Annotated in this window: 21 protein-coding genes and 2 tRNA genes; 14 read left to right on the forward strand and 9 right to left on the reverse strand. The window is 33.8% G+C overall.

The window, feature by feature from the left end; genetic code table 11:
* Positions 1 to 10: 10 nt before the first annotated feature.
* The 4 genes from GIY83_RS23390 to msrB form a co-directional block, all read right to left on the reverse strand.
* Positions 11 to 679, reverse strand: a complete 669-nt coding sequence (locus GIY83_RS23390) for a hypothetical protein (protein ID WP_208683742.1) — start codon at positions 677 to 679, stop codon at positions 11 to 13.
* A 57-nt stretch (positions 680 to 736) separates the two neighbouring features.
* Positions 737 to 2,143, reverse strand: coding sequence for an aminopeptidase P N-terminal domain-containing protein (locus GIY83_RS23395; protein WP_208683745.1), 1,407 nt, complete (start codon positions 2,141 to 2,143; stop codon positions 737 to 739).
* Between the two features lie 246 nt (positions 2,144 to 2,389).
* Positions 2,390 to 3,007: a peptide-methionine (S)-S-oxide reductase MsrA gene (msrA, locus tag GIY83_RS23400; RefSeq protein ID WP_208683747.1), complete on the reverse strand. Its 618-nt coding sequence runs from the start codon at positions 3,005 to 3,007 to the stop codon at positions 2,390 to 2,392.
* A 7-nt stretch (positions 3,008 to 3,014) separates the two neighbouring features.
* On the reverse strand, positions 3,015 to 3,569 hold the full coding sequence (gene msrB / locus GIY83_RS23405; RefSeq protein WP_208683749.1) for a peptide-methionine (R)-S-oxide reductase MsrB: 555 nt from the start codon (positions 3,567 to 3,569) through the stop codon (positions 3,015 to 3,017).
* Positions 3,570 to 3,864: 295 nt separating this feature from the next.
* Here msrB and idi point away from each other — a divergent pair, with 295 nt between their 5' ends.
* From idi to GIY83_RS23445, 8 genes are all read left to right on the forward strand, one after another.
* Positions 3,865 to 4,392, forward strand: a complete 528-nt coding sequence (gene idi / locus GIY83_RS23410) for an isopentenyl-diphosphate Delta-isomerase (RefSeq protein WP_194617236.1) — start codon at positions 3,865 to 3,867, stop codon at positions 4,390 to 4,392.
* Between the two features lie 21 nt (positions 4,393 to 4,413).
* Positions 4,414 to 4,824 carry a 6-carboxytetrahydropterin synthase gene (locus GIY83_RS23415; protein ID WP_208683751.1) on the forward strand — a complete coding sequence of 137 codons (411 nt, stop codon included), beginning with the start codon at positions 4,414 to 4,416 and terminating at the stop codon, positions 4,822 to 4,824.
* A gap of 3 nt (positions 4,825 to 4,827) precedes the next feature.
* A complete protein-coding gene (locus GIY83_RS23420; RefSeq protein ID WP_194617238.1) occupies positions 4,828 to 5,286 on the forward strand; it encodes a peroxiredoxin in 459 nt (152 codons plus the stop codon).
* A 55-nt stretch (positions 5,287 to 5,341) separates the two neighbouring features.
* Positions 5,342 to 6,310, forward strand: coding sequence for a type I phosphomannose isomerase catalytic subunit (locus GIY83_RS23425; RefSeq protein ID WP_208683754.1), 969 nt, complete (start codon positions 5,342 to 5,344; stop codon positions 6,308 to 6,310).
* Between the two features lie 56 nt (positions 6,311 to 6,366).
* A complete protein-coding gene (locus tag GIY83_RS23430) occupies positions 6,367 to 6,633 on the forward strand; it encodes a hypothetical protein (protein WP_026982865.1) in 267 nt (88 codons plus the stop codon).
* A 78-nt stretch (positions 6,634 to 6,711) separates the two neighbouring features.
* A tRNA-Thr gene (locus tag GIY83_RS23435) sits at positions 6,712 to 6,785 on the forward strand.
* Between the two features lie 102 nt (positions 6,786 to 6,887).
* Positions 6,888 to 6,961: transfer RNA gene (locus GIY83_RS23440), tRNA-Thr, on the forward strand.
* A gap of 152 nt (positions 6,962 to 7,113) precedes the next feature.
* Positions 7,114 to 7,572, forward strand: coding sequence for a DUF5362 family protein (locus tag GIY83_RS23445; RefSeq protein ID WP_194616920.1), 459 nt, complete (start codon positions 7,114 to 7,116; stop codon positions 7,570 to 7,572).
* Positions 7,573 to 7,732: 160 nt separating this feature from the next.
* Here the strand turns inward: GIY83_RS23445 and GIY83_RS23450 are convergent, their stop codons facing one another.
* The 3 genes from GIY83_RS23450 to htpG form a co-directional block, all read right to left on the reverse strand.
* Positions 7,733 to 8,452, reverse strand: a complete 720-nt coding sequence (locus GIY83_RS23450; RefSeq protein WP_194616919.1) for a DUF4369 domain-containing protein — start codon at positions 8,450 to 8,452, stop codon at positions 7,733 to 7,735.
* Between the two features lie 131 nt (positions 8,453 to 8,583).
* Complete coding sequence (locus tag GIY83_RS23455) at positions 8,584 to 9,414, reverse strand: hypothetical protein (RefSeq protein ID WP_208683756.1); 831 nt, start codon at positions 9,412 to 9,414, stop codon at positions 8,584 to 8,586.
* A gap of 122 nt (positions 9,415 to 9,536) precedes the next feature.
* Complete coding sequence (htpG, locus tag GIY83_RS23460; RefSeq protein WP_194616917.1) at positions 9,537 to 11,420, reverse strand: molecular chaperone HtpG; 1,884 nt, start codon at positions 11,418 to 11,420, stop codon at positions 9,537 to 9,539.
* 203 nt (positions 11,421 to 11,623) lie between these two features.
* Here htpG and GIY83_RS23465 point away from each other — a divergent pair, with 203 nt between their 5' ends.
* The 3 genes from GIY83_RS23465 (at position 11,624) to GIY83_RS23475 (ending at position 13,893) form a co-directional block, all read left to right on the forward strand.
* Positions 11,624 to 12,124, forward strand: coding sequence for a lipocalin family protein (locus tag GIY83_RS23465; RefSeq protein ID WP_208683758.1), 501 nt, complete (start codon positions 11,624 to 11,626; stop codon positions 12,122 to 12,124).
* A gap of 17 nt (positions 12,125 to 12,141) precedes the next feature.
* Complete coding sequence (locus tag GIY83_RS23470; RefSeq protein ID WP_194616915.1) at positions 12,142 to 12,837, forward strand: OmpA family protein; 696 nt, start codon at positions 12,142 to 12,144, stop codon at positions 12,835 to 12,837.
* A gap of 105 nt (positions 12,838 to 12,942) precedes the next feature.
* Positions 12,943 to 13,893: an ABC transporter ATP-binding protein gene (locus tag GIY83_RS23475; RefSeq protein WP_194616914.1), complete on the forward strand. Its 951-nt coding sequence runs from the start codon at positions 12,943 to 12,945 to the stop codon at positions 13,891 to 13,893.
* Positions 13,894 to 14,004: 111 nt separating this feature from the next.
* Here the strand turns inward: GIY83_RS23475 and GIY83_RS23480 are convergent, their stop codons facing one another.
* On the reverse strand, positions 14,005 to 16,416 hold the full coding sequence (locus GIY83_RS23480) for a prolyl oligopeptidase family serine peptidase (RefSeq protein WP_208683760.1): 2,412 nt from the start codon (positions 16,414 to 16,416) through the stop codon (positions 14,005 to 14,007).
* A gap of 262 nt (positions 16,417 to 16,678) precedes the next feature.
* Between GIY83_RS23480 and GIY83_RS23485 the strand changes: the two genes are divergently transcribed.
* Positions 16,679 to 17,686: a 3-oxoacyl-ACP synthase III family protein gene (locus GIY83_RS23485; protein ID WP_055093260.1), complete on the forward strand. Its 1,008-nt coding sequence runs from the start codon at positions 16,679 to 16,681 to the stop codon at positions 17,684 to 17,686.
* 130 nt (positions 17,687 to 17,816) lie between these two features.
* Entirely contained in the window at positions 17,817 to 18,506 is a 690-nt protein-coding gene (locus GIY83_RS23490) for a copper homeostasis protein CutC (RefSeq protein ID WP_208683762.1), read from the forward strand.
* 64 nt (positions 18,507 to 18,570) lie between these two features.
* Here the strand turns inward: GIY83_RS23490 and GIY83_RS23495 are convergent, their stop codons facing one another.
* A complete protein-coding gene (locus GIY83_RS23495) occupies positions 18,571 to 20,985 on the reverse strand; it encodes a TonB-dependent receptor domain-containing protein (protein ID WP_208683764.1) in 2,415 nt (804 codons plus the stop codon).
* 327 nt (positions 20,986 to 21,312) lie between these two features.
* Here GIY83_RS23495 and argS point away from each other — a divergent pair, with 327 nt between their 5' ends.
* Entirely contained in the window at positions 21,313 to 23,091 is a 1,779-nt protein-coding gene (argS, locus tag GIY83_RS23500) for an arginine--tRNA ligase (protein ID WP_194616910.1), read from the forward strand.
* The last annotated feature ends 67 nt before the right edge of the window (positions 23,092 to 23,158 follow it).

Raw genomic sequence — 23,158 nt, forward strand, 5'->3', positions numbered from 1 at the left:
AGTTGTTTTTTCAGCATAAAAGCCACCACAAAGTAAAATAATTCAACTTTCCATCTTTAAAATAAAATAGAAAAGCATCGTCATTTAATTCTTTTAAATAAAATCTAAATCTTACTACGTTTAGATTTTCGGTAGTTTCCATTTCTGAATTCGGAAATTTGTGTCTGAATTCATTTAGTGTAGTGTTTTTGTTCAGTATTATATTATGTGAAATAATTTTAAAAGAATTATTATCAGCGAAACCAGTATCAAATAATACAATATGTTTATTGGTGGCAAACTCAATATTTTTACTATATATTGTTGTTATTTCGCCATTGAATTTGCTAAATATTCCTGTTTCTCGATCTTCTTTCCCGTAAGTTTTAATCATCCATTCTGTGTCTAGCCAATTAAAGGGACTTCCGCATTCCCAAATCTGTGTTTTTGTAGAATCAATGTGAGTATAAATCGATTCAAATTCTGCTTTAGACAATATTACTTTATGACCATTGATTAAGACGTTTTTGATTGTAATAAATTTTGAATCATAAATAGACTTATTGCTCAATCTTGTTTTTGCTGTTGATGGGCTGACGCTCTCTTTATTAATTGATTTTTTGGATCCTTTTGCTTTCTCATTATGACTATTACAAGCTACTAATGCTGTAAAAAGCAATAAAAATAAATACTTTTTCATTTGTTTGATGATTTTTTTGGCTTTTGAATATAGAAACTCACCAGGCAGGATCTTATATTATATCTTAGGAAATTTCATTTCGTTGAAAGTGCTTTTTTGTGCAGAAAGTTTTTCGATATCCTGCCATTTTCTTGGGGATTCTACGGATAGATTTTCGTAGGAATCTTTTGTGATCGCAATATCATCTTCAATACGAATACCAATATTCCACCATTTTTTATCGCATTTGCTGTTTGCCGGAATATAGATTCCGGGTTCAACGGTGAGCACCATATTCTCTTTTAGAATGCCGGCGTAATTTCCTTTGTCATGAACATCTAAACCCAGATAGTGCGAGCAACTGTGCGGATAATATATTCGGGCATCTCTAGGATCTGTAATAATCCCAAGTTTGATTAATCCTGCTGCAATTACTTCTCTGGATTTTTGGTTTAAATCCTGGAATAGAGTTCCTGGTTTGGCGATTTTAAATACTTCTTCCTGAGCTTCGTAAACCAATTGGTAAATTGCTTTTTGTTCTTCGGTGAATTTTCCGTTTGCCGGAATTGTTCTGGTAACATCGGCAGAATAACCGTGATATTCAGAACCTACATCCATCAATAATAATTGATTGTCGATTTTTGTAGCGTTGTTTTCTCCGTAATGCAGGATGCATCCGTTTGCTCCGGCGCCTACAATTGGCGGGTAGCCTTCGCCTTCGGCACCGTAATGTCTGTGCACGTACGCGTGAATTCCGTCGGCTTCGTTTTCGCTCATATTGGGTCCAATGGCTTTCATGACTTCGTTGTGTGCAATGCAGGAAAGTTTGATCGATTTACGAAGCAAATTCATTTCTTCGGGAGTTTTTATTTCGCGAAGCGTGTTTGTAATGTTTGTAAAAAGATCTATTGATGAGGCTTCATTTTCTTTTGAGATGGCAGCTTTGGTTTTAAAACTTTCCAATAAGCTATAAAGATCAAATCCGCTTTTATCATTACCAATATCTGTTGGGATTTTATCGTAAATGATCTTGTCGAATTTTTTAAAATCGATTTCAAAATCTTTAAAATCTTTTCCGTTATAAACCGCTGTAAAACCTAGTTTAGATTTTGCGCCTTCGGTTCCAAGGCGTCTTCCGGTCCAGGTTTCCTTGCTGGCATTTCTTTCTCTCACAAAAAGAATTTCATTGTATTTTTCGGTTCCCTGAACATCTTTAAAAAGTAATAAAACAGCATCGGGTTCTTTGTATCCTGATAAATAATACAAATCAGGGTTTTGGTGGAAATTATAATTAATGTCTTTTGAAAAAACTCTTTCGGGATAAGAGAAAATTAATGCCACAGAATTTGCCGGCATGAGATTTCTAAAGGCTTCTCTACGGTCTTTATGAAATTCTTTTGAGAGATAATCTGTCGGTAAATTCTCCTGAGAATGTATTTGAAAAAATGTAAAGAATAAGGCAAAGAAGAAAAATAATTGCTTCATTATGTGCTTTTTAATTGGTTTGTGGCTGCAAATTACAAAAAATATGAATGGATTTTATAAAAAGAGTTAGCTACTAATTTTACGAATTTTTACGAACCATAATGAGGATAACAAAAGAAAAAATTAGTGCTAATTCGTGAAATTAGTTCATCTGTTCGCTATCGGCTCATGTCGTGGCAAAAAAAATCATAAAAAGACCGTCCATGAAAATGGACGGTAACTATTATTAACCAATATAAATGAGAATTATTTCTTTTTTAATTTGTCTTTAAAGACTTTTTCGAATTTTTCTATTTTAGGCTGAATCACCATTTTACAATAGGGCTGGTTCTTGTTGTTTGCGTAATAATTCTGATGATAATCTTCGGCTTTGTAAAACACTTTAAAAGGCTCGACTTTGGTCACAATCGGGCTGTTGTATACTTTTGCTTTGTTTAATTCTGCAATAATACTTTCAGCAGCATTTTTTTGTTCAGCGTTTTTATAAAAAATTACAGAGCGATATTGGGTTCCAACATCGGCGCCCTGACGATTTAATGTTGTTGGATCATGAACCGTAAAGAAAACCTGAAAAATTTCATTGATATCTGTTTTGGTTTTGTCATAAGTTATCTGTACTACTTCGGCGTGACCGGTTGTTCCTGTGCAAACTTCTTCGTAAGTTGGGTTGGCTACTTTTCCTCCTGAGAAACCCGAAACTACCGATTTTACTCCGTCTAAATTTTCATAAACGGCTTCAACACACCAGTAACAACCTCCACCAAGGGTAATAGTTTCAAGGTTCGAAGCGCTTTTTGTTTTGGTATTTTGTGCAAATCCATTCAGGGATAATGCAAAAATGGCAATCAGAAATATATTTTTCATCGTTGTTTTATTTAGAATCAGGAACAAAGTCAAGTGCGATCGAATTCATGCAATAACGTTTTCCGGTTGGCTCAGGTCCGTCATCAAATAAATGGCCTAAATGTCCGCCGCAACGTCCGCAAAGCGCTTCGATTCTTTCCATTCCCAGAGAATTATCATTTTTATATACTACGCTTTTTTTGTTGTCTTGTTCAAAAAAGCTTGGCCATCCGCAACTGCTGGCAAATTTAGCTCCGGAACGAAAAAGTAAATTGCCGCATGAAGCACAATAATAAGTTCCTTTTTCGTCAGTGTTCCAGTATTTTCCGGTAAAAGGTCTTTCTGTATCTGCATTTCGCATTACGTCATAAACATCTTCGGATAATACCTTTTTCCACTCAGCATTCGTGACATTAAGTTTGGTGGTATCTGTATTCGAATAATAAGGATTTCCGGGTTTGCTGATTTTGTTTTCCATGACTACTGTGTTGGTGTTTTGTTTTTTTGCGCTTTGTCCGCATGCATGTAAAATAAAAAGCGGAATTAAAAAGCAAAGGCTGAAGATTTGGGTTTTTGTTTTCATTGTTTTTGAGTGCTTTAATTCTGTGATTTCAAAGATACAACTAGATTTCGCCCTGAAATCCTGTGTATTGTACAATTGAGATTTTTTTAAGTATGTTTTAACTTTTATTATGTACGTAAAACATTCCGTTTTAGTTTTTAGGGCTTATTTTTAAAGGATTTTTGCGATTGAATGATGTGTATTTTGTTGTGAATCAGTTTTTTGTAAAATATCCAGCTCGTTAAACTTTTCACAATCTCTGTCAGGATTTTCAAGCCATTTCTTTTTTCGTATTTTTGTTTGATCAATAAGCCCTATGATAGAAGAAAACGTAATATTAGTAAACCAAAACGATGAGCAAATTGGCTTAATGCCAAAATTAGAAGCACATGAAAAAGCAGTTCTGCATCGCGCTTTTTCGGTTTTTATTTTAAATGATAAAAACCAAATTATGCTACAGCAGCGTGCTCATCACAAATATCACTCGCCTTTACTCTGGACCAATACATGTTGTAGTCATCAGCGTGAGGGAGAGACGAATGTTGATGCCGGAGGCAGAAGATTGTTTGAAGAAATGGGTTTTAAAGCCGAATTGAAAGAACTCTTTCATTTTATTTACAAAGCTCCTTTTGATAATGGTTTAACAGAGCATGAACTCGATCATGTTATGATTGGCTATTATAACGATAATCCGGCCATCAATCCTGAAGAAGTTGAAGACTGGAAATGGATGAAGATTGAAGATGTAAAAGCAGATATCCAGAAACAACCTGAGATTTATACTGTTTGGTTTAAAATAATTTTTGATGAATTTGATCATTATTTAGAAGATCATAAGCTATAACCCAGACTAACCAACCACCCAATGAGAGTAACCATATCAAGAAAAGCGCATTTTAATGCTGCACATCGATTGCACAGAAAAGATTGGACATCTGAAAAAAACAACGCTGTTTTTGGAAAATGTAATAATCCCAATTTTCATGGTCATAATTATGGTTTAACAGTAAGTGTTACGGGGAAAATTGACCCGGAAACTGGTTTTGTTTTAGATGTGAAAGTATTAGCGGATATTATACTGGAAGAAGTAGAAATTCCGTTTGATCACAAAAACCTGAATCTGGATGTTCCGGAATTTCAGGATTTGAATCCAACTGCAGAGAATATTGCTGTTGTGATATGGAATAAAATTAGAAAAAGAATTCAGCCCGATTTTGACCTAGAAATCGTTTTGAATGAAACGGACCGCAATTTTGTAACTTATAAAGGAGAATAATAAATGTCATTAAAAATAGGAGATATAGTTCCGAATTTTACTGCAAAAGATAGTCATGGAGAAGTTTTTGAAAGCCAAAGTGTTTTGGGTCGAAAGCCTCTTGTGATTTATTTTTACCCAAAAGATAATACACCTGGATGTACTACTGAAGCTTGTAGCTTTAGAGATCAGTACGAAGATTTTAAAGATCTTGGTGCTGAGGTTATTGGTATAAGCAGCGATAGTGTAAAATCACATCATAAATTTGCCAATAAACATCAATTGCCTTTTATACTCTTGTCTGATCAGGATAAAAAACTGCGACACCTTTTCGGGGTACGCGATACCTTATTTGGTCTTTTACCAGGAAGAGTAACCTATGTTATTGATAGAAATGGTGTTGTTATTTTGATTTTTGATAGTATGAATGCGGGAAAACACATTCCAAAAGCACTTGAAACTGTCAAAGAATTAGTCTTATAGAAGTAAAAATAATCTCAGACCGATATTAAATTAATAAAAATAGTAGCCCTAAAAAATGAACCTAAAATCATACCCTTTGCAATTTGAGCCCATTTTAAAAGATAGAATCTGGGGAGGAGAGAAGTTGAAAACAATTTTGAACAAACCAATCGTTTCTAAAATTACCGGTGAAAGCTGGGAACTATCAACCGTAGAAGGCGATATTAGTGTTGTTGCTAACGGAGTTTTGAAAGGAAAATCATTGATGGAACTTATTGATGAAATGCCAAATGAAATTCTGGGAACAAAAGTGTATGAACGATTTGGAAAACAGTTTCCGTTGCTTTTTAAATATTTAGATGCCCGCGAAGACCTTTCGATACAAGTACATCCAAACGATAAATTGGCAAAAGAACGCCATAACTCTTTTGGTAAAACCGAAATGTGGTATGTAATGCAGGCTGATGCCGATGCGAGAATCATCGTTGGTTTTAAAGAAGATTCAAGCAAAGAGGAATATCTGAAACATTTAGAGGATAAAACATTAGTATCGATTTTAGATGACGTAAAAGCAAAATCGGGAGATGTTTTCTTTCTTGAAACCGGAACTGTTCATGCCATTGGTGCAGGATTAGTAGTAGCCGAAATTCAGCAAACATCTGATATTACTTATCGTTTGTATGATTTTGATCGAAAAGATGCTCAGGGAAATACAAGAGAGCTTCATGTAGATCTAGCGCTTGATGCTATCAACTATAATAAGGTACATACACAAAAGAAATATGAGACAAAAGTCAATACATCAAATGTAGTGGTTGATTGTCCTTATTTTACCACCAATTTTATTGCGTTAGAAAATAAAGTTGAAGTTGCTAAATCAGGAGAAACTTTTACCGTTTATATGTGTATCGAAGGAAGTTTTAAAATTGAATTTGAAGGATTCAGGCAAACCTATATAAAAGGAGATACCGTTTTGGTTCCCGCTGAGATAAATGCATTTATTTTAAGCGGAAAAGCTTCTATTTTAGAAATTTACATTTCATAGCACTTAATAGAAAGATTATATGTACTTTTGCAGTCGCAAATTAAAATAAAATAAAAATGGCAAACGTTAAAAATTTAAAAAAAGACATCAACTTCGTATTAGGAGATATTATTGAGGCAATTTACTTATTCGAAATGTCTACAACAGGAAATCCAACTCCGGAAACGAATGCTTTGATCGATCAGGCTATCGCAGCTTTTGATACTTTGATCACAAAAGTGAATGCTAAGAACGTTGAAAACAAAAAAGCACACTTCAAACAAATCAATGTTGAATTGGAAGAAACTGCTAATCAATTGATTGCTAAAATCAACGAATTGTAAGCAAAAAAAGTATAAAAAAAGTGCAAATTTATTTTGGTAAAACGAAAAACCGCTTTATATTTGCACCCGTAATGAGTCGCCAGCGTAGCTCAGTTGGCTAGAGCAGCTGATTTGTAATCAGCAGGTCGTGGGTTCGAGTCCCTCCGCCGGCTCAATAAAACCATCACTTTTAGTGGTGGTTTTTAATTAAAATAAAGGGCAAATTATTGTGGATAATTGAAAAGCCACTTGTATTTTTGTAAACGTAATGAGTCGCCAGCGTAGCTCAGTTGGCTAGAGCAGCTGATTTGTAATCAGCAGGTCGTGGGTTCGAGTCCCTCCGCCGGCTCAACGTAAAACCATCACTTTTTAGTGGTGGTTTTTTTTTGGAATAAACTGAAATTATTTTTTACCCCAGACTTTGGTGATCAATACAAAATTTTAGTGAAAATTGTAACAATATTTTTCTTATGTTTGTTTCTTAACCAAAACATATAACAAATGGAAGAAAATTCAGTTTTTGAAAAATTTGAGTTGCAACTCGATCAATCTGCAAAAGACTTTTTAAAAGAAACCGCAAAATGGGCTTACTTTTTATCGATAGTAGGTTTTGTGGGTATTGGACTTATGATGTTAATTGCTGTTTTTGCAGGGACATTTTTCGCAGCAATGGGAACTGCTATTCCTGGAGCCAGTGCTATGGGAGGTTCTTTTGCGGTAGTAATGGGAATAGTATATTTTATTATTGCAGCAATTTATTTCTTCCCGGTTTATTATTTATTCAAATTTGCATCTAATGCAAAAAAAGCTTTTAGAGACAATGATACCGAAGCATTAACCAGTTCTTTCGGTTATTTGAAGTCACATTACAAATTTATCGGTATTTTTATGCTGGCAATTTTAGTATTGTACGGATTAATATTTGTTCTTTCTATGTTCGGAGCATTGTTGGGAAGATAAAATGGAATAAAAATCAAACTTTAAAAATCCCAAATTTCAATTCAATTATAAAGTTAGTTCGTTGTAGTTTGGAATTTGGAGTTTTAAAAATTTGGAGTTTGCTAATAAAGCAAAAAAGTCCTGAGATTTCTCAGGACTTTTTTGCTTTATTAGTGATGTACTATTGTTTTTGCTGCTCTTTTTTAATGTCGGCAACATATTTGGTTAGTTTTTTTCCGTAAAGCGACTGTGCTACTTTAGGAGTCATCGATTTTTGAATCGTATCAAGGAATTTGATATTGATGTCATAAATCTCTGATAACGCAATATAAGGTGCTATTTCGTGATCTTTATTGTTAAGAGCAAAGTTTGTAGTGTACAGGTATTTTCTTTTGATATTAGATTCTTGTTTTACGTCGATGCTGTCTATTGCTTTTTGATCCTGTCTTTTTATGGCTTTAAATCTTGATTCAACCATAGAAAGGCTCTCATCATTAAAACGAGAGTTTATTTTTTTATACTCATCATATAGTTCCTGATTTTTAGATCCGGTAATTTTTGCACTAAAAATAAAGTTATCTAAGTTAGTGTCGATATTGATGTTTCCTGGTTCTGCAAAAAACAAGATGTTATTGTCTAATGAATTTGTAACTCCGCGATCCAGGTATAAATAAAGTACCTCAGGTGATTCCAGTTTAATGTCACTTTCAAAAGAAGAGTCTCCGTCTATTTTAATACTGTCAATAGCTACAAGAGAGGTATCAACGATTCTTTGAATGTATAAAGTTCCGTTTTTTAATCCTTTTATATTTCCTGTAAGGTGCAAGTTGTCGGTAGATTCTTTTTTGCTACAAGATGCTAATAGTGCGAGTGTAACAAAAGCGATAATTGATTTTTTCATTGGTTTTTTAGATTTTGCTGCAAAATAAAGAAAATAGTTTGAATGTAATGATGTAGTGTTTAAATTTTGCAAAAAATAAATCCCAATCTATTTCTAAATTGGGATTCTTGAATTTTGTTAAAATTAGTAAATTACATTACCAGATTAAATGAAGTTCCGTTTTCGTTTGTATAAGTGTATTTGCTGTCGCAGTCATTGTTTCCGTAATCAACAATTCCATTTAATATTCCGCCCTGAACCTTCAAGCTTCCTTTAGAAATAAATTCACAAGAGTATTTTTTTATGAGTGTTTCCTGAACAGTAAGTGTTAGTTTTTCTCCGTTTTGTGCCGTTACGGTATGAGTTCCTTGTGGCATTTCGTAGATATTATCCATTAAAACAAATGGAGTATCTACCCCTGCAGTTTGTTTTATGGTAACTGTTCCGGTATTAAGATAAACTCTTCCAGCTAAATCTGTAAATTTCCCATTCGTTACTGTTCTGGTAAACTGCGGTACAGTTGGAACGGTTGTGCTGTTGATATATTCAATTGTTCCTTCAAGTTTTATTCCGGTAATAGAATAATCGATTCTTTCGATCGTCATTTTACTTCCTGTTGTTGTAACTGGTCCTGAAACTGTAATTTTTAGTTTTCCTTTTTTTATGATTGTATTATCGGTACAGCCTGTAGTTCCGTAATCTACTGTAAATACCTTTGGATAAGAGTCGGCACTTTGTTGTGTTACGGTAACAGTTGCACAAAGCCCCGGTGCGGTTTCGGCTGGCTTGCCTGTTGGAGAAGATGTTGTAGAAACCAATAATCCGGTTTTAATATCCATTTCTGTGGTGGCATCAATTGCAATTGATGCTCCAAGTGTTGAGACATCTGGCTGATTGGTTTTATTTTCGTCATTGCTGGAGCAAGAAGTATAAGTAAATCCTGTTGCGCAAATAGCCAGTAATAAAATAGCGGTTTTTTTCATAATGGTTTTTGTTAATTGTTAGATTGATAAGGCATTCAAATGTAATAAAAAAAGTGAGGGCACAAAAAAAATCCTGTAAGCTTGGCCTACAGGATTTTAAAACGTTTGTTTTATGAAAAATATTATTTAATCATTTCAAAACTTCTTTTTACAAAAGCAGTCAAAGCTTCTCCTTTTAATAAGTTTTGCGATAATTTAGCTAAGTCTAAAGCTTGTTTTACCAAGTGTTCCTGATGTGTTTTGTCCTCAGTATTCAAAATGTTGGTTGCCAAATCAGAATTGGTGTTTACTACCAAATTGTACATTTCTGGCATATTTCCCATTCCGAACATTCCACCGCCACCAGACTGACTCATTTCTTTCATTCTACGCATAAATTCAGGTTGAGTAATAATGAACGGAGCTGCCTGGCTATCCATAGCTTCTAGTTGTACACTGTATGCTTTAGGAATATAAGCTTCTAATGAGGTTTTTAATGTCTCTTTTTCTTCGTCAGATAATTTAGAAATCGTGTTTTCGTCTTTTTTGATTAAGTTGTCAATATGATCAGAATCTACACGAACAAAAGTTACATCTTTGTTATCACCTTCAATTTTTTGAATCAAGTGTGAGATAATCGGAGAATCTAAAAGCAATACTTCGTATCCTTTTTCTTTCGCTGTTTCAATATAAGAGTGTTGCGCTTCTTTGTTTCCTGCATAAAGAACGACTAGTTTTCCGTCTTTATCGGTTTGGTTTTCTTTTAGTTTCTCTTTTAATTCTTCAAGAGTAAAGTAAGTGTCATCTACAGTTGGGTATAAAACAAATGCACCCGCTTTTTCGTAGAATTTATCTTCAGAAAGCATTCCGTACTCTAAAACGATTTTAATATCATTCCATTTAGCTTCAAAATCAGCACGATTTTCGTTAAATAAAGCTTTAAGTTTATCGGCTACTTTACGGGTAATATAGTTAGAGATTTTCTTAACCGCACCATCTGCCTGTAATCCTGAACGAGAAACGTTCAATGGAATATCCGGTGAGTCAATAACCCCTTTTAGCATTGTCAAAAATTCAGGTACAATTCCCTCCACGTTATCGGTAACGTAAACCTGGTTTTGATACAATTGAATTTTGTCTTTCTGAATTTGCATATCAGATCCTAACTTAGGGAAGTATAAAATTCCTGTCAGGTTAAACGGATAGTCTACATTTAAGTGAATGTGAAACAACGGATCCTCAAATTGCATTGGATACAATTCTCTGTAGAAATTTTTATAGTCTTCATCAGATAATTCGGTTGGCTGTTTTGTCCATGCCGGATTAGGGTTGTTGATGATGTTGTCTACTTCAAGAGTTTCGTTTACGTAATCTTCAGGAGCGTCTTCCGGTTTTGGAAGTGTTTCTGTTCTTGTTCCGAATTTAATCGGAATAGGCATAAACTTGTTGTATTTGTTTAATAATCCGCTGATTTTTGAATCTTCTAAAAATTCAAGAGAATCTTCGGCAATGTGCAGGATGATTTCTGTACCACGTGAAATTTTGTCAGCCGGCTCTAAAGTAAATTCAGGGCTTCCGTCACAAGTCCAGTGTGCAGCTGGTTCATCTTTGTATGATTTTGTGATGATTTCAACTTTCTCAGCAACCATAAATGCTGAATAGAATCCAAGACCAAAATGACCAATAATTCCAGAATCTTTCGCAGAATCTTTGTACTTGTCAAGGAATTCTTCGGCTCCTGAAAAAGCAACCTGGTTAATATATTTCTCTACTTCATCAGCTGTCATACCAAGACCCTGGTCGATAATGTGAATTTTTTTTCCTTCTTTATCGATTTTTACTTCGATAAAAGGATTTCCATATTCAACTTTAGCCTCACCAATACTTATTAAATGTTTTAATTTTAAAGTAGCATCTGTACCGTTGGAAATTAACTCACGTAAAAAGATTTCGTGATCGCTATACAAGAACTTTTTGATTAAGGGAAAGATGTTTTCTACCGAAACATTAATTTTACCTGTTGTCATATTTTTTTAATTTTTTAGTTTAATGTGATGATTCTCATTTCTTCAAATAGAATACCAATTGCATTTTAAGTGACAAAATGTCGTAAGTGTTAATTTTGAAAGAAAATAATTAGATTCTGGAACACAAGATATTCTTATGAATTGTATCTTTGTGGTATAATAATTGTTAAATAAGTAAGTATTAACTTAAATAAATGTACAAAATGAAGAAAATTATTTTCATTTGCATGATCGCCACGATGTTATTCGCGTGTAAATCAGCTTCGACTACGGCTTCAACTGAAGCTACTACGCTATCGACTAAACTTGATAAATCTACTCAAGTCGCTCTTAAAGGAAATTGGGTTTTAACCAATGTATCTTATCCTGGTTCTGAATACATCAAAGTGAATTCTTTTGATCTTGCTGATTCTAAGTGCTTTATTGGTAGTACATGGAGCTTTATCTCAAATAACAACAAAGGAACAATGGCATTGACTGCGCCAAGCTGTACTGGTTTTAGTTCACCAATTGTTTGGAGTATTAATAATCAGGGTATGTTTGTACTTAAGATTCTTGATGCTGGAATTAAAGCAAAGAAAGTAAGAGATGGTTACTTGTTAAAAGTTGGAAGTGTGACTGAAACTTCTTTTCAGTTAATCGATAATATTAATGTTGGAGGACAAGTAAAAGACGTTGTTTACCAATTTCAAAGAGCTAATTAAAATTAAAAATATATAATATGAAAAAGATAACAGTTTTAGGTTTGAGTAGTTTACTTGTATTAGTAAGTTTCTTTACAAGTTGTGATTCAGTAAAAAACGCAAATAACACACAAAAAGGTGCAGGTATTGGAGTAGTTGCCGGTGGACTTATTGGTGGTATTTTAGGAAATAATTTAGGACGTGGTGGAAACGCTGCTCTTGGTGCTGCAATTGGAGCTGCCGTAGGTGGTGGAACCGGAGCGCTTATTGGAAACAAAATGGACAAACAAGCTCGTGAAATTGATCAGGCTTTGCCAGGTGCTTCTGTAGAAAGAGTAGGTGAAGGAATTCATTTAACTTTAAATGAAAACTCTGTTCGTTTTGACACTAACAAGTCAACTTTGACAACTCAGGCAAAAGCAAACTTGGATAAATTAGTTCCTGTATTTAATGAGTATGGAGATACTGATATTCAAATTTTTGGTTATACTGATAATACAGGAAAACCGGAATACAATTTAACGCTTTCAGGACAAAGAGCTGCTTCTGTGCAAGCTTATTTGGCTTCAAAAGGATTAAAATCAAGCCGTTTCAAAACTTCAGGTTTAGGAATTGCTGATCCTATTGCAACTAATGATACCCCAGAAGGAAGAGCACAAAACCGTCGTGTAGAATTCTCAATTACTGCAAACGATAAAATGGTAAACGATGCAAAAGCAGAAGCTGGAAAATAAGTTTCAAACGCAATAAAATTTCTTAAAAGCTGTTTCATAATTGAAGCAGCTTTTTTTTGACTTTAGAAATTAAACATTGTAAATTTGTGCTTTCAAATATAACCCATGCTGGACATTCAAAATATCTCTTTTTCGTATACCGAAAACCCTGTTATAAAAAACGTTTCTTTTACTATTAATAAAGGAGAAAATATTGCTATTATTGGTGAAAGCGGCTGCGGAAAAAGTACGCTTCTTAAATTAATATATGGATTATATGATTTAAATGAAGGTAAAATTTTTTATAACGAAAAGCCTATTTTAGGCCCTAAATACAACTTGATTCCCGGAATGCCTTATATGAAATATCTGGCTCAGGATTTTGATTTGTCTCCTTTTGAAACTGTAGCTGAAAACGTTGGTAAGTTTCTTTCGAATGGTTTTGCGAATATGAAAAAACTTCGTGTTCAGGAATTGTTAGAAATGGTAGAAATGGAGCAATTTTCGAATGTAAAAGCGAAGTTTTTAAGCGGAGGACAACAACAAAGGGTTGCACTGGTAAGAGTTTTGGCTTTAGAGCCAGAAGTAATTTTACTTGATGAACCTTTTAGCCAAATAGATGCTTTTCGTAAAAATGCTTTACGCCGAAATTTATTTAAATATTTAAAACAAAAAGGAATCACTTGTATTATTGCCACGCATGATAGTACAGATGCTTTGTCGTTTGCAGATCAGGCAATTGTAATGCGAAACGGAGAAGTTATCGTAAAAGATAATCCGGCAAAAATTTACGAAGATCCTGAAACTAAATATGTAGCATCACTTTTTGGAGAAGTAAATGAAGTTCCTACTCATTTACTGCTTTCTTATGAAGATCAAACGCACAAGACTTTAGTTTACCCACATCAGTTTAAAATGGTTGCCGAATCGAATTTGCCGGTAAAAATTAGAAAAACTTATTTTAGAGGAAATCATTATCTGATTGAAACAGTGTATAAAAGACAATTAATATTTTTTGAAAGTGAAATTGATTTGCCTCTTGAACAGGAAATATTTTTAGGTTTAAATTACCTGTAATTAAATAATTTGCCCATTAGAAAATGAGATAATTTTTTATCTTTTGTGAAAATAAAAACCCGACAGCGATTAAACTGTCGGGTTTCTTTTTTATGGTTAATTCTGAAAAATCTAGTTTTTTAAATATTTTTCTAAAAACTGATCTTGCTCCCAAAGCAGGTGTAAGATATTTTCCTTGGCAACATAACTATGTGCCTCTTTTGGTAAAATTACCATTCTTGTAGTTGCTCCCAAACCTTTTAGAGCTTGATAATAACGTTCTGTCTGCAAAGTAAAAGTCCCTGGATTATTATCCGCTTCACCGTGAACTAATAAAAGTGGTGTTTTCATTTTATCTGCATTCATAAAAGGAGACATTGCAGTGTAAACCTCAGGAGCTTCCCAGTAATTACGCTGTTCGCTCTGAAAACCAAATGGAGTTAAGGTTCTGTTGTAAGCTCCGCTTCGGGCAATTCCGCAGGCAAAAAGATTTGAATGTGTAAGTAAGTTTGCAGTCATAAAAGCTCCATAAGAATGTCCTCCAACAGCTACTTTTTTACGATTGATATACCCTAAAGCATCAACGGCATCAATTGCAGCTTCGGCATTAGCTACCAGTTGCGGTATAAAATTGTCATTAGGCTCTGTCGTTCCTTCACCAATAATCGGGAAAGCGGCATCGTCAAGAACCACATATCCTTTGGTTACCCAATAAACGAAAGATCCGTAATAAGGAAACGTAAATTCGTTTGAGTTTTGAGTCGATTGTCCAGCGCTGTTTTTGTCTTTGTATTCAGCCGGGTATGCCCAGATTAACAAAGGTAATTTCTCTTTTTTTGCTTTATCATAACCTGCAGGCAAATATAAAGTTCCCGAAAGTTCAACACCATCTTTACGTTTGTATTTGATTACTTCTTTGCTCACGTTTTTAATACTTTCAAACGGATTTTGGAAAGAAGTAATAGGCGTCAGGCTATTTTGTTTTTTAATATTTCTGAAGTAATAATTAGGATACTCGCTTTTAGACTGAATCTGAACTAAAACTTTACCTGATTTTAAATCTTCAATTTCTAATAAATCTTCTTTTTTATCTTTATAGGTCGAAGTATATACACGTTTTGCCTGTAGTGTTTTTAAATTGAATTCATCAATAAAAGGAAATTGTCCCTCTTTTGTATATCCTTCACCAATACGGTATGCATTGTCTTTTTCGATGGCTAAAACATATTTATTGTATTCATTCTTTTTAGTTTCAAAAACTCCCGGATCTGAGTAAACATCTTGTTGGTTTCGATCTGTAATTGCTTTTGGTTGCTGAGCCGGGTTTGACGGATTAATTAAATACGTTTTTGTATTACGCGTGTCGTACCATTCGTCAGTAAGAAAAGCAGTATTGTCATTACCCCAAATAATGTCATTGTAACGTTGAGGTACTTTTACCAAAGTTGTTGCATTGTTTGTAAAAGGAGCTTCCCATAAAAAAACTTCATCTCTAAAATCAACTTTATTAGCTGGATCTCCTTCGTCTAAAGCTACAACATAAGATAATGTCGCTGGTTTGTCATTTCTCCAGGTCATTTCTCTTTTTCCTTTTCTAACTGCCATAAAACCTTTTGGGATTACTTCGTTTAAAGGAACTTCATTAACGATTTTAGTTTCTTTTCCTCTTGCATCATAAACAATTGTTTTAGATGGGAATCTGTTTAATGGAACTACGTATGAAAATGGTTTTTGGATTGTAGTTATCATAATAAAATTACCATCTGGCGAAATTCTTTCTCCTGCATACATCGCTGCTTCTTTAAATAAAGTAGCAGTTCCGTTAAGGTTTACTTTGTACAATTCTGATGTAATGATGTTCTCAAAATTAATTTCGTCATTTTGGTTTTTCAACATGTCAGGATAGGTTCTGTTTTGCGATTTTGCTCCTGATGTGCTCGAAATGATTGGACCTGTTGGTAAATCTTTTTTAGAATCCAATAAAGGCTTTCTGTTTTTAGGAAGCATTTTTACAAGGATAGTTTCATTGTCTAAAAACCAGCTAAACGGATTGCCTAGGTTTGCATTTACAGTGGCATCAGTAAGTTTTGTTGCTTTTGCAGTTGCTACATCTATAACCCAAAGTTCTACACCTGAATTTGTAGTATGCGAGAACAAAATTTTCTTATCATTTGGTGACCATGAAATGTTGCTTATTTTTGGATTGTCAGGTAAACCTGCTACCTGTATTTCGTTCTTCCCGCTAATCTTTCTTAATTTAAGATTGATAATGTAAGTTACTGTACTCGATATGTTAGTTACCGGATTTATTCTAAGGCCGCCTAAACGAAGTTCTTCCTGGTTTAAATCGTCTAATGTTTTATATGTGTTTCTATACATTAGTAACATGTTCTCCTTTTTAGTGTCCATAGATACTGTTGGAGCTTTTTCGTAATCGGCTAAATCTAATATCGATTTAGAAGGTTTTTGATAGGTTAAATTTTCCTGAGCAAAGGCAAAAAAGCCGACGTTAAGAAATAATAGGAGTGTAACCTTTAATTTCATAATTTGAATTTTAGAAGTTTAAAAATGGTATTCGTTATGTTTGACTAAAGTAATTCAATCTTGTTACATTTTAAACGTTATTTTTCATACTTTTCATCATTTTGCGATAAAAACTGATTTTTCAAAATGTAAATAGTCTTAATTGAATATATAATTAAAGTATATTAAATTGTCAATTACGAAAAAAACACTAATTTGTACGCTAATGATTTAAAGTATACTTAAATTTGCAATCCAAATTTTTAACAAATAATAAAATAAGATGTATCATTCAAAAATAGCGGGCTTAGGATATTATGTTCCTTCAAATGTTGTAACCAACGACGATTTGTCTAAGATTATTGATACCAATGATGAGTGGATTCAGGAGCGTACGGGAATTCAGGAACGAAGACATATTATTCGTGGAGAAGATACCACAACAACAATGGGAGTAAAAGCAGCTAAAATTGCTATAGAACGTTCTGGCGTAGCCAAAGAAGATATTGATTTTGTGGTTTTTGCTACATTAAGTCCGGATTACTATTTTCCAGGACCTGGGGTTTTAGTACAACGCGATTTAGGATTAAGAACAGTTGGAGCATTAGATGTTAGAAATCAATGTTCGGGATTTGTGTATGCTATTTCTGTCGCAGATCAGTATATTAAAACCGGAATGTATAAAAATATTTTGGTAATTGGTTCTGAGGTACATTCTACAGGATTAGATATGACAACCCGCGGACGTGGAGTTTCGGTGATTTTTGGAGATGGTGCAGGAGCAGCGGTTTTAAGCCGTGAAGAAGATTTGACAAAAGGAATTTTATCTACTCACTTACATTCAGAAGGACAACATGCAGAGGAATTAGCTTTGCAGGCGCCAGGAATGGGAGCGCGTTGGGTAACGGATATTCTAGCAGATAACGACCCAAATGACGAAAGTTATTACCCATACATGAACGGGCAATTTGTATTTAAAAATGCAGTAGTTCGTTTTGCAGAGGTAATCAATGAAGGTTTAGAAGCAAACGGTTTGCAAGTTTCTGATATTGACATGTTGATTCCGCATCAGGCGAATTTGAGAATTTCACAATTTATTCAAAACAAATTCAAACTAACGGATGATCAGGTTCATAACAATATCCAGAAATACGGTAATACAACCGCAGCCTCAATTCCGATTGCTTTGACAGAAGCTTGGGAACAAGGAAAAATCAAATCGGGAGATACAGTTGTTTTGGCTGCTTTTGGTAGTGGTTTTACCTGGGCAAGTGCTATTATTAAATGGTAAATTAATTCATCTTGCATTATATTTTAAAACCTGCTCTTTTTTGGAGCAGGTTTTTTTTATAAATTGCAAATTAAGATCTAATAGGTTTTTAAAACCTGTTAGGTCTCATTAGAAAATTATTTTAATCAAAATGAAAAAAAATCAACTGGAAATAGCGTGTTTCAATTACGAATCGGCACTGATTGCAGAGCAAAGTGGTGCAGACAGAATTGAGTTATGCGAAAACATGCAACTTGGCGGAACAACACCTAATGCTGTTTTGGCGGTAAGAGTTCGTGAAAAATTATCAATTAAAATGCATGTCATCATAAGACCTCGCGGAGGGGATTTTGTATATACTGATGAAGAATTTACAGAAATGAAGCAAGATATAAAACACCTGAAAAAATTGGGTGTTGATGGTTTTGTTTTTGGGATCTTAAATCCTGAGGGAAGTGTCAATAAAAAACAAAATCAGGAATTAGTCAATTTGGCCAGTCCGCTTTCCTGTACTTTTCATCGTGCTTTCGATAGTGTTAATTCGATAGGACAGGCTCTTGAAGATGTTATTGATTGCGGTTTTCAAACAATCCTAACCTCTGGACGCGGAAAAAATGTAGAGGAAGGAATTGATGATTTAGAAATGATTCAGAAACTTGCCAAAGACCGAATCGAGATTATGCCCGGAGGAGGCCTACGATCTTCGAATATTAAATTATTACAGGAAAAATTAGAACCTACTTTTTACCATTCGTCAGCCATAACAGATAATAGCCAAACAGGAAATCCCGAAGAGATAAAGGAATTGCGGAATTTTTTACACAAAATAAGAAAAGCCTGAAGTTGGCAAACTCCAGGCTTTTCTTTTCTACAAGAACTATTAAAATCTACTAGTAAAAGTGGGATTAAAACATTCCGCCACCACCTTTATTAGTGTTGTCTTCTCTTTGTTTACGCTCAAGATTTTTGATTTTTGCTCCACCAAAATTATAGGTTAATCCTAAATAAACGGTTTGGCTTTCCCATGTAAATTGTCCTTTCTGAGGATAAGGATACATCGTATCAAAAGCATATTTCATTGTATTAAAGACGTCATTAAAACGTAAACTAATGTTCATCTTGTTGTCTAACAATGTATAACGCGAACCTATGTCCATTTTGTACATTTCATGGCTATTATTTTGCAATCCATCAACAGCACCTCTGTAAAATCCGAATAATAAGAAGCTTAAACGTTTGTTTACTTTAAAGTTTGAGTTCATACGACCGTTGAAAGCAGCAACCGTAACTTTTCTTTCAATTGGATTGCTGAGTTTTGTTGCCGGATCATATAAAAACACAACTCCTTGTTGGTTAATACTTGAGAAATCAATAGATGGAGAGATGTCCCACCATTTTGTTATCTTATAATTGAAAGAAACTTCGAAACCATAAGAAGTATTATGATCATAATTGGTAAAAGTCATGATTTGTTTGTTACCACTTGGATCTGTGTCATCCGGGTATAAAATTCTGCTAATTTGGTCATTGATGCTTCTGTAAAATACTCCTGTTGTAAAACTTCCTTTTTCGAAAGTTTTAGTGTAATTTACTTCTACTGAGTTGGTAAATTGAGGTCTCAATTCAGGATTTCCTAATGAAGTTACTAAAGGAGTAGAAAACTCACGAATAGGTTTTGTCTGTTCTAAACTAGGACGGTCTACACGACGGCTATAGCTAAATTGTAAAGTGTTTTTCTCATTCAAATTATAAGTGAAATAAGCTGATGGATATAAAGTAATATAATCATCATCAAATTTTTCAAGACCGTGATTTAAATTTGCAGCTACTTTATAGCTTTCAAAACGAGCTCCTAACTGGTAACTGAATTTTTTAAATTTCTGTCCAAAAGTTACATAAGCCGAATAAATATCAGTGTCGTAAGTATAATTAGAAACCGGAATTTCAGCTAATGGGTTTCCTGTAGTATAATCGTTATCCGTTTTAGTAATTCTGGCTTCGGCACCTGCTTCAAGAGTAGTTTTCTCGTTTAACGGATTTACATAATCAACGTTTAAAGTACTTAATTTACGAGTACCTCTAATGTAGTCATCATAAATTACGCTATTTTTAGTATTGTCAAGTTTTGTTGACTGAGTATCAAATGAAGCATATTGTGTTTCTTTGTTATCGCTATAGTTTCCTTCAAAATCTAAAGTATGACCTTCTTTTTTAAAGATGTGTTTGTATGCTAAGTTGTAAGTTCCAACCTGATCCGGACCAGTATATTTAGATTTTTGAAAAACATTCAATAAATCAGAATCAGCTACATTGTTGTAATCAATGTTTGTGTCTACAAATCCTTTTCCGTTAGATTTGTTTTGGTTGGTATAAAATGATAAAGTGTTATGATCATCGATTAAATAATCCATTCCAATTTTATACAAGTAAGAATCATTGTCATTCTTAATATCTAAATTTTGAGTAATGTCCTGATCTAATCTTTTAATATAGCCCTCATTAAAATAAGTTCCAAAATTCTGACCTACGTTTCCAAAGAAATTTACTTTTCCGGTTTTATAATTCAGGTTCAAAGACTGGTTGTATTTAGCCGTTTCTCCAAACGTGATTCCACCGCTGTAACTTCCGTTAAAACCAGTATTGGCATTTTTATGCAAAACGATATTAATGATTCCAGACATTCCTTCCGGATTGTACTTCGCACTTGGATTAGTGATTAACTCAATTTTTTTGATCGAAGTTGATGGAATTTGTTTTAATAATTGAGCAGGATCAATATTTGATGGTCTGCCGTCAATTAATACACGAACATTATCGTTTCCACGAAGTGAAAGTTTTCCATCCTGATCCACGTTTACAGATGGAATGTTGTTCATAATATCAGATGCAGAAGCTCCGGCAGTTGTTAAATCTTTTCCGACAGTAATTACTTTTCGGTCAATTTTTTGTTCTATTGTCGAACGATCGCTTACAATATTTACACCTTTAAGTTGCGTTGCTTCTTCTTCAAGAGCAGCATTAATTGTGGCTGATTTTTTACTGTCGCTAAAAATTACTGACCCAACGTATTTTCTAAATCCAATGTACTGAATCTCGATAGTATAACTTTTTAAAGCCAAATTTTTAATCGAAAAGCTTCCATTATCATCTGTATTTACTCCTGTAACTACTTTTCCGTTATCTTTGATTGAGACTGTGGCGTAAGAAATAGGCGCATTATTCGATTTTTCGGTAATTTTCCCGGACACTGTTCCCGTGTTCTGGGCTTGTGTTGTTGCAATTACCCCCAGTAATGCAAACAGAAAGAATTTTAATTTCATAATGTTGTCGTGATTATTTTGATTTGATTGATGATGATGATTTGTTTTTTGTTTTTGTTTAGATTTTTTTTTGCTTCAAACGAATTCAAAGTCCCTATTAAGACTCTTTTATCATCGATATGTTACAGGAAAAATTAAAAAACATTTTGTTTTTTTTAAGATGCCCTGTTTTTTAATAGATTAGCATTTTAATTTTTTGATAATTTTAACAATCAGAATAAAAAGCTTTTTAAGAAGTTCTAAGTGTTTTGTTCTATTTTATATGTTTTTCATTTTCTGTAATTGATGAATAAGCAGTATCTTTGCTCACTTTAAAAATAAGTTTACATGTCATTATCACAAATTCTTACTCCTTCTATACAAAAAGCAATACAAGCATTATTTGATGTTACTGTTGATAAAATCGAATTTCAAACTACCAGAAAAGAGTTTGAGGGCGATATTACAATGGTAATTTTTCCTTTACTAAAAGTGATCAAAAGCAACCCGGTAGAATTAGGAAATAAAATAGGGAATTATTTAGTCGAAAATCTTCCTGAAGTATCACGTTTTAACGTTGTTTCGGGCTTTTTGAATATTGTAATTGCCGATAGTTATTATTTGAATTTCTTTAATGAAATAAGAGACAATCACAAATTTGGATATGTAACTCCAAGTCCGGAGGACAAAGCTATTATGGTCGAATATTCTTCGCCAAATACGAATAAACCTTTACACTTAGGTCACGTTCGTAACAATTTGTTAGGATATTCTGTAGCCGAAATCATTAAAGCTTCAGGTAAAAAAGTATATAAGACTCAAATCATAAACGACCGTGGAATTCATATTTGTAAATCGATGCTCGCATGGCAGAAATTTGGAAATGGTGAAACTCCTGAAAGTTCAAACTTAAAAGGAGATAAGTTAGTAGGTAAATATTATGTGGAGTTTGATAAAGCGTATAAAGCAGAAATTTCACAATTAGTAGAAACCGGTAAAACCGAAGAGGAAGCTAAAAAACAAGCTCCCATTATTATTGAAGCACAGGAAATGCTTAAAAAATGGGAATCTGGAGACGATGCTGTAATTTCCCTTTGGAAAATGATGAACCAATGGGTTTATGATGGTTTTGCAACAACGTACACCAATCTTGGAGTTAATTTTGATAAATATTATTACGAAAGTAATACCTATTTATTAGGAAAAGATGTCGTTCAGGTAGGTCTTGATAAAGGCGTTTTCGAAAAAGATCCTGACGGTTCTGTTTGGATTGATTTAACAGATGAAGGTCTGGATCGTAAAATTGTTTTGCGTTCTGACGGAACCGCGGTTTATATGACACAAGATATTGGTACAGCGATTCAGCGTGTAAAGGATATGCCGGATGTTGGCGGAATGGTTTATACCGTTGGTAACGAACAGGATTATCACTTTAAAGTTTTATTCTTAATTCTTAAAAAGTTAGGTTTTGATTGGGCTTCAAGTTTATATCATTTATCATACGGAATGGTTGATTTACCATCAGGAAAAATGAAAAGCCGTGAAGGAACTGTTGTAGATGCTGATGATTTGATGCAGGATATGACCGATACAGCACAACAAATTTCTGAAGATTTAGGGAAATTAGACAGTTATTCTGCTGAAGAAAAAGCGAGATTGTACAAAACAATTGGTCTTGGTGCTTTAAAATATTACATCTTAAAGGTAGATCCTAAAAAACGTATTTTGTTTAATCCTGAAGAATCTGTTGATTTTGCCGGAAATACAGGTCCGTTTATTCAGTACACATATGCCAGAATTCAATCGATAATCCGTAAAGCCGATTTTGATTTTTCTGCCACAACCCATACCGAAGAATTGCACGAAAAAGAAAAAGAATTGGTAAAACAAATCGAAGTTTTCCCTGAAGTAATTCAGAATGCAGCTCAAAATCACAGCCCTGCATTAATTGCAAATTATACTTATGATTTGGTAAAAGAATACAATTCATTCTATCAGTCAGTACATATATTAGGAGAAGTAGATTTGACTAAAAAGATATTCAGAGTGCAGCTTTCGCAGAAAGTAGCCGAAGTTATAAAATCAGCATTTACATTATTAGGAATAGAAGTTCCTGAAAGAATGTAATAAGGTTTATTGCAAAAAAAAGCCGATAGTCCTAAAACTATCGGCTTTTTTATAACTAACACAAATA

It is taken from the genome of Flavobacterium sp. SLB02 (assembly GCF_009664855.1).
GTDB lineage: Bacteria > Bacteroidota > Bacteroidia > Flavobacteriales > Flavobacteriaceae > Flavobacterium.